We start from the raw sequence: 6573 nt of genomic DNA on the forward strand, positions 1-6573 counted from the left end.
CCGCCACGTCCGTCACATTGGTCAGCGTGTTGACTCCACCCATGCCGTCCGACCGATTGAACCAATCCAGCGGATGCTTCGACGCCGGGTTGCACGGCGTCGTGCCGCATTGCGCCATCGCCAACGCAGGCATCAGGCACGCACAGGCCAGCAGCGCCAGCAGGCGCCACATCTTTGAACTCATTCACGTCCTCCCTGACCCTTCCGTGGGAACCGCCCCTACGCAACGGCCGGGCGGCCTTCAGCGCGTCATCGCACCTTCTACTGCGGGCTGCATCGATGTCGCGAACGGCGGATTAGACGTGACCGAAATGACCGTGGCAAGGGCGGCAAGCCGCCGGCATCGTTGCCGCGTCACCAAGTTGACAGTTGTTCACTTTCCCAGCGAACCCACGATCCCCGCGCGCACTGCCTCCGACAACTCGCGCCGCTGCGCATGCGCCGAGTAGTGCGCCGGCAGCACCGTGACCTGCGCGGTCAGCCCCTCGGCCATCACCACCCACCACAGCGATTGCAGCAGGCTGGTGTCACCGATGTAGGCCGCGGCCGGGCTCACCGCGTGCGTCGCGTCGGCATAGCGCAGCGCGACCGGCTGCACCGGCGTGCCGGTCGTGATCGCGGCCTGCAGCAGGTTCGCGTGGAACGGCAGCACGCCATGCCCGTCGCTGGTCGTGCCTTCCGGAAACACCGCGATCACGCTCCCCTCCTGCAGCGCCTGCGCCACCTGGTGCACCACGCGCATCGCGTCGCGCTTGCGTTCGCGCTCGATGAAGAGCGTGCCGCCGCACGCCACCAGCCAGCCCAGCACCGGCCAGCGGCGGATGTCGGCCTTCGACACGAAGCGCACCGAGCCCGCCGCATTGATCGCGAGGATGTCGATCCACGACACATGGTTGGCGACGACCATCACCGGCGCCGCATGCCATTCGCCGCGCACCACCACGCGGATGCCCAGCAGCCGCAGCATCGCCGCGCACCACGGGCCGACACGCGCGGTGCGCGCCGCCGGCCGCAGGAACGGGAAGATGAACCCGCAGATCATCAGGCCGCGCAGCACATGCACCACGCAGGCGGCAATGCGCCAGGCGGCGCGCAGCTTGCGCACGGCTCAGCGGTCCGCGGCTTCGAACGCCACCTGCCCGGCCACGATGGTCGTGGCCACGCGGCCCGGCAGCTCGTAGCCCGAGAACGGCGAATGCCGGCCCTGGCTGCGGAACTTCGCCGGCTCCACCGTCCAGCGCGCCGCCGGGTCGAACAGGCACAGGTCGGCCACGCCGCCCTGCACGATCCGCCCCGCGCTCGAGCCGAGCGAGCCCAGGCTCTCGCCCAGCACGCGCACCGGGTCGCAGGTCATCCGCGCCAGCGTCGTCGCGAGCGGCAGCCCCTGCTCGTCGCCCCACTTCAGCGCCAGGCTCAGCAGCAGCTCCAGCCCGGTCGAGCCCGGCTCGGCTTCGGCGAACGGCAGGTTCTTGTTGTCCTCGTCGACCGGCGTGTGGTCGCTGACCAGCGCATCCACCGTGCCCTCGGCCAGCCCGGCGCGGATCGCGTCGCGGTCGCGCTGCTGGCGCAGCGGCGGCGTCAGCCGCATCGCCGCATTGAAGTAGCCGATGTCGACATCGGTCAGGTGCAGGTGATTGGCGCTCACGTCGCAGGTCACCGGCAGGCCTTCGTTCTTGGCCTGCCGCACCAGCGCGATGCCGGCCGCGCTGCTCAGGCGGCACAGGTGCACGCGCGCGCCGGTCACGCGCATCAGCTCGAAGATCACGTGCAGCGCGATCGTCTCGGCGATCACCGGCACGCCCGACAGGCCGAGTCGCGTCGCGAGCGCCCCGCTCGCGGCCACGCCCTTGCCCAGGTAGGCATCCTGCGGCCGCAGCCACACGGTGTAGCCGAAGGTCGCGGCGTACTGCATCGAGCGCATCAGCACCAGCGTGTCGGTCAGCGGCGCGTCGGCCTGCGAGAAGCCGACGCAGCCGGCCTCCGTCAGCTCGGCCATCTCGGTGATGGCCTCGCCGGCCAGGCCGCGCGTCAGCGCCCCCAGCGGGTACAGGTGCGCATGGTTCAGGTTGCGCGCGCGGAACTTCAGCATCTCGACCAGGCCCGGCTCGTCGAGCGGCGGGTCGGTGTCGGGCGGGCACACCAGGCTGGTGACGCCGCCGGCCACCGCCGCGGCCATCTCCGATTCGAGCATGCCTTCGTGCTCGTGCCCCGGCTCGCGCAGCCGCGCGGCCAGGTCGACCAGGCCCGGCGCGACCACCAGCCCGCTCGCGTCGATGGTGCGGCTGGCGTGGAAATCGGCGCTCACGCTGCCGATCGACACGATGCGGCCGGCCGCGATCGCGAGGTCGCCGGTCTGGTCCAGGCCCGACGCCGGGTCGATCAGCCGGCCGTTCTTGATCAGGAGTTTCATGCGTTGTTTCCTGCAATCGTCGACATCACGGCCATGCGCACCGCGATGCCGAAGGTGACCTGCGGCAGGATCACGCTCTGCTTGCCGTCGGCCACCGACGAATCGATCTCGACGCCGCGGTTGATCGGCCCCGGGTGCATCACGATCGCATCGGGCTTGGCGAGCGCGAGCTTCTCGTCGGTGAGCCCGTAGTTCTTGAAGAACTCGCCGGCGCTCGGCAGCATCGCGCCGCTCATGCGCTCGTTCTGCAGGCGCAGCATGATGATCACGTCGGCGCCGCGGATGCCCTCGGCCATGTCGTGGCACACCCGCACGCCCATCTCGTTCAGGTCGCTCGGCACCAGCGTCTTCGGGCCGACCGCGCGGATCTCGGGCACGCCGAGCGTGGTCAGCGCGTGGATGTCGGAACGCGCGACGCGCGAGTGCAGGATGTCGCCGACGATCGCCACCGTCAGGTTGCTGAAATCCTTCTTGAAGTGCCGGATCGTGTACATGTCCAGCAGCCCCTGCGTCGGGTGTGCGTGGCGGCCGTCGCCGGCGTTCACCACGTGCACGTGCGGCGCGCAGTGCTGGGCGATCAGGTAGGGCGCGCCGCTCTCGCCGTGCCGCACGACGAACATGTCGGCATGCATCGCCGACAGGTTGGCGATGGTGTCGAGCAGGCTCTCGCCCTTGGCCGCGCTCGACTTGGCGATGTCGAGGTTGATCACGTCGGCCGACAGCCGCTTGGCGGCGATCTCGAAGGTGGTGCGCGTGCGCGTGCTGTTCTCGAAGAACAGGTTGAACACGCTCTTGCCGCGCAGCAGCGGCACCTTCTTCACGTCGCGGTCGTTGACGCTCAGGAAGGTGCCTGCGGTGTCGAGGATGTGGTGGATCACCGCGCGCGGCAGGCCCTCGATCGAGAGCAGGTGAATCAGTTCACCGTGCGCGTTGAGTTGCGGGTTTCGCTTCGAGAGCATCAGCTGCCTTCCTGGATGTCGAAGGTGAATCGGCCTGCGTCGTCGCGGGCGAGACGAAGGCGCTGCTCGGCCGGCAGCGTGATGCGCGCCGCCGAGTAGGCTGGTTGGATCGGGAGTTCGCGCCCGCCGCGGTCGACCAGCACCGCGAGCGTCACGCTGGCCGGGCGGCCGAAATCGAACAGTTCGTTGATCACCGCGCGCGTCGTGCGGCCGGTGTAGAGCACGTCGTCGATCAGCAATATGGGCCGGCCGTCGACCTCGAACGGCAGGCGCGTCGGGTCGGCGCTGGACATGCCGCGCGACGCGAAATCGTCGCGGTGCAGCGCGCTCGAGATCACGCCGATCTCGCCCGGCAGCTTCAGCTGCTCGTGCAGGCGCTCGGCCAGCCAGGCGCCACCCGACCAGATGCCGACCAGCACGGTGTCGGGTTGCAGCAGGTTGCGGACGACCGATTGCAGGTCCTTGTACAAGGCCTCGGCGTCGAGATGCAGTGTGCCCATCAGGTGGTCCTGTCGGTGGAGGTGGTCAAGTCGGTGCAGGCCAAGGGAGGGCTCGCAGGTATTGCTCCAGGATGATGGCCGCCGACGCCGCATCGACGTCGCTCGCCCCCATCGCGTGGGCCTCGGTGGTGGTGTAGCGCTCGTCGACCTCGTGCACCGGCAGCCGGAAGCGGCCGTGCAGCTGGCGCGCGAAGCGCTGCGCGCGGACGGTGTTCTCGTGCGGCGCGCCATCGGGGTGCACCGGCACGCCGACCACCAGCGCATGCGGCTGCCATTCGGCGATCAGCTTGCCGAGCGCCGCGAAGCGCGCATCGCCGACCGCCGCCACGGTGCGCAGCGGCGTCGCGGTGCGCGTCACGGTGTTGCCGCTGGCCACGCCGACGCGCAGCGTGCCGAAATCGAAAGCCAGGAACGACCGGGGGGCGGACGTCTCATGCATGCCCCGCCTCTTGCGACAGCATGCGCGGGTCGATCCCCAGCAGCGACAGCGCCTTGTCGTAGCGCTGCTCGACCGGCGTGTCGAAGATGATCCCGGGTTCCGCGACGACGTTGATCCAGCCGTTGCGGCCGATCTCTTCCTCGAGCTGGCCGGCGCTCCAGCCGCTGTAGCCGAGCGTGACGAGGATCTTCTTCGGGCCGGCACCGTGCGACAGCGCCTCGAGCACGTCCTTGCTGGTGGTCATCTCGAGCCCGCCGGGGATCTGCAGCGACGAGTTGTAGTGCCCGCCCTCGCCCGCCTCGCCGCCCAGCCGCTCGTGCAGCACGAAGCCGCGCTCAGTCTGCACCGGGCCGCCGAAGTAGACCGGCACGTCGGCCAGGTCGGGGCGGTCGAGGGTCAGCTCGACCTTCTCGAACAGGTTCTTCAGCTTGATGTCGATCGGTTTGTTGATCACCAGGCCGAGAGCGCCCTTCTCGGTGTGCTCGCACAGGTAGATCACGGCGCCGGCGAAGGTGTCGTCGGCCATGCCCGGCATGGCGATCAGGAACTGGTTGGTCAGGTTGATGGTCGCGGCAGGCATAGGGCGGCATTTTATGACTGCGGCACACTCGCCCGATGGAAAAGGTTTCCGAGCCGTCGCTGGGCGCGGCGCTGGTGTGGTTCCGGCGTGATCTGCGGGCCGGGGACCACGCCGCGCTGTTCCATGCGCTGAAGGCCGCCCGCAAGGTCTGGTGCGCCTTCATCCTCGACCGCGAGATCCTCGATGCGCTGCCGCGCGCCGACCGGCGGGTGGAGTTCATCCGCGACAGCCTGGCCGCGCTCGACGCCCGGCTGCGCGCGCTGGCGCCCGGCGCCGCCGGGCTGCTGGTGCGCCACGGTTTCGCGGTCGACGAACTGCCGCGCCTGGCCCAGGCGCTGCACGTTCAGGCGGTGTACGCCAACCACGACGACGAGCCGGCCTCGCTCGCGCGCGACGCCCGGGTGCGCGGCACGCTGGCCGGCCTGGGCATCGCGCTGCACACCGGCAAGGACCATGTGGTGTTCGAGCGCAGCGAGCTGCTGACCGGCAGCGGCAAGGCCTACAGCGTGTTCACGCCGTACAAGAACGCCTGGCTGCGCAAGCTGGAGCCGTTCTATGTCAGCGCGTACCCGGTGGAACGCTACGCGCACCGGCTGGCGCCGCCGGCCGACGATGTCACCGGCGACATCCCGTCACTCGCCGACATCGGCTTCGAGCCGACCAACCTGCGCGAGCTGCACCAGGGCACGGGCGAGGCCGGCGCGCAGGCGCTGCTCGACGACTTCCTGCCGCGCATCGGCCGCTATGGCGAGGCACGCGACTTCCCGGCGGTGAAGGGGCCGAGCTACCTGTCGATGCACCTGCGCTTCGGCACCGTCTCGATCCGCAYGCTGGCGCGCGAGGCGGCACAGCGCATGCACCACGGCTCGGCCGGCGCGGCGGTGTGGCTGTCGGAGCTGGTGTGGCGCGATTTCTACCACCAGGTGCTGCACCACCACCCGCGGGTGGTCGACGCGAGCTTCAAGCCGGCCTACGACGCGATCAAGTGGGAGCACGGCAAGCACGCGCAGGCGCTGTTCGAGGCCTGGTGCGAAGGCCGCACCGGCTACCCGCTGGTCGACGCCGCGCAGGCGCAGATCAACCAGACCGGCTACATGCACAACCGGCTGCGCATGGTGACCGCGAGCTTCCTGACCAAGGACCTGGGCATCGACTGGCGCTGGGGCGAGCGCTGGTTCGCCGAGAAGCTGAACGACTACGACCTGGCGGCGAACAACGGCGGCTGGCAGTGGGCGGCCTCGACCGGCTGCGATGCGCAGCCGTACTTCCGCATCTTCAACCCGGTGAGCCAGAGCGAGAAGTTCGACGCCGCGGGCAAGTTCATCCGACGCTACCTGCCGGTGCTGGCGGGGCTGTCGGACAAGGCGATCCATGCGCCGTGGCTGGCGCGGCCGATCGAACTGGCGGAGGCCGGCGTGCGGCTGGGCGACAACTACCCGCTGCCGATCGTGGCGCACGACGAGGCGCGGGAGCGCACGCTGGCGCGCTATGCGGTGGTGAAGGGCACGGAAAGCACGACCGGCCAGGCGGCGGGCTAGGCGGAGGACTCGGCGGCAGGTTCGTCGTCGTCTTCGGACGGCTGGTCTTCGTCGGGGCGCTCGCGGCCACGTTCGTCGCCACGCCCGTCGTGCCGGCGCCGCCCGCCGCGCGCTGCGCCGCCCGTGCGCGACACGCCGCGCCGGCCC

At 70.1% G+C, this 6573-nt stretch carries 8 protein-coding genes; 1 reads left to right on the forward strand and 7 read right to left on the reverse strand.

Going from position 1 to position 6573, the window contains the following annotated elements; translation table 11 throughout:
• From ACXJLU_RS32315 to ACXJLU_RS32345, 7 genes are all read right to left on the reverse strand, one after another.
• Positions 1 to 184, reverse strand: a 184-nt coding sequence (locus ACXJLU_RS32315) for a hypothetical protein (protein ID WP_457336569.1), incomplete at its 3' end; no start/stop codon positions are given.
• A gap of 189 nt (positions 185 to 373) precedes the next feature.
• Positions 374 to 1105 carry a lysophospholipid acyltransferase family protein gene (locus tag ACXJLU_RS32320; protein WP_457337834.1) on the reverse strand — a complete coding sequence of 244 codons (732 nt, stop codon included), beginning with the start codon at positions 1103 to 1105 and terminating at the stop codon, positions 374 to 376.
• Between the two features lie 3 nt (positions 1106 to 1108).
• Positions 1109 to 2410 carry a dihydroorotase gene (locus ACXJLU_RS32325; RefSeq protein ID WP_457337835.1) on the reverse strand — a complete coding sequence of 434 codons (1302 nt, stop codon included), beginning with the start codon at positions 2408 to 2410 and terminating at the stop codon, positions 1109 to 1111.
• A complete protein-coding gene (locus tag ACXJLU_RS32330) occupies positions 2407 to 3369 on the reverse strand; it encodes an aspartate carbamoyltransferase catalytic subunit (protein WP_457337836.1) in 963 nt (320 codons plus the stop codon). The genes ACXJLU_RS32325 and ACXJLU_RS32330 overlap by 4 nt, the downstream gene beginning before the upstream one ends.
• Positions 3369 to 3869 (reverse strand): bifunctional pyr operon transcriptional regulator/uracil phosphoribosyltransferase PyrR, encoded by a 501-nt coding sequence (pyrR, locus tag ACXJLU_RS32335; RefSeq protein ID WP_457337837.1) that lies wholly within the window; start codon positions 3867 to 3869, stop codon positions 3369 to 3371. The genes ACXJLU_RS32330 and pyrR overlap by 1 nt, the downstream gene beginning before the upstream one ends.
• 25 nt (positions 3870 to 3894) lie before the next feature.
• Positions 3895 to 4308 carry a Holliday junction resolvase RuvX gene (ruvX, locus tag ACXJLU_RS32340; RefSeq protein ID WP_457337838.1) on the reverse strand — a complete coding sequence of 138 codons (414 nt, stop codon included), beginning with the start codon at positions 4306 to 4308 and terminating at the stop codon, positions 3895 to 3897.
• On the reverse strand, positions 4301 to 4888 hold the full coding sequence (locus ACXJLU_RS32345) for a YqgE/AlgH family protein (protein ID WP_047590499.1): 588 nt from the start codon (positions 4886 to 4888) through the stop codon (positions 4301 to 4303). Before ACXJLU_RS32345 ends, ruvX begins: the two co-directional genes overlap by 8 nt.
• Before the next feature lie 35 nt (positions 4889 to 4923).
• Here ACXJLU_RS32345 and ACXJLU_RS32350 point away from each other — a divergent pair, with 35 nt between their 5' ends.
• Positions 4924 to 6426, forward strand: coding sequence for a cryptochrome/photolyase family protein (locus ACXJLU_RS32350; RefSeq protein ID WP_457337839.1), 1503 nt, complete (start codon positions 4924 to 4926; stop codon positions 6424 to 6426).
• Positions 6427 to 6573 lie beyond the last annotated feature (147 nt).

The sequence above is a fragment of the Rhizobacter sp. P5_C2 genome, from assembly GCF_054049715.1.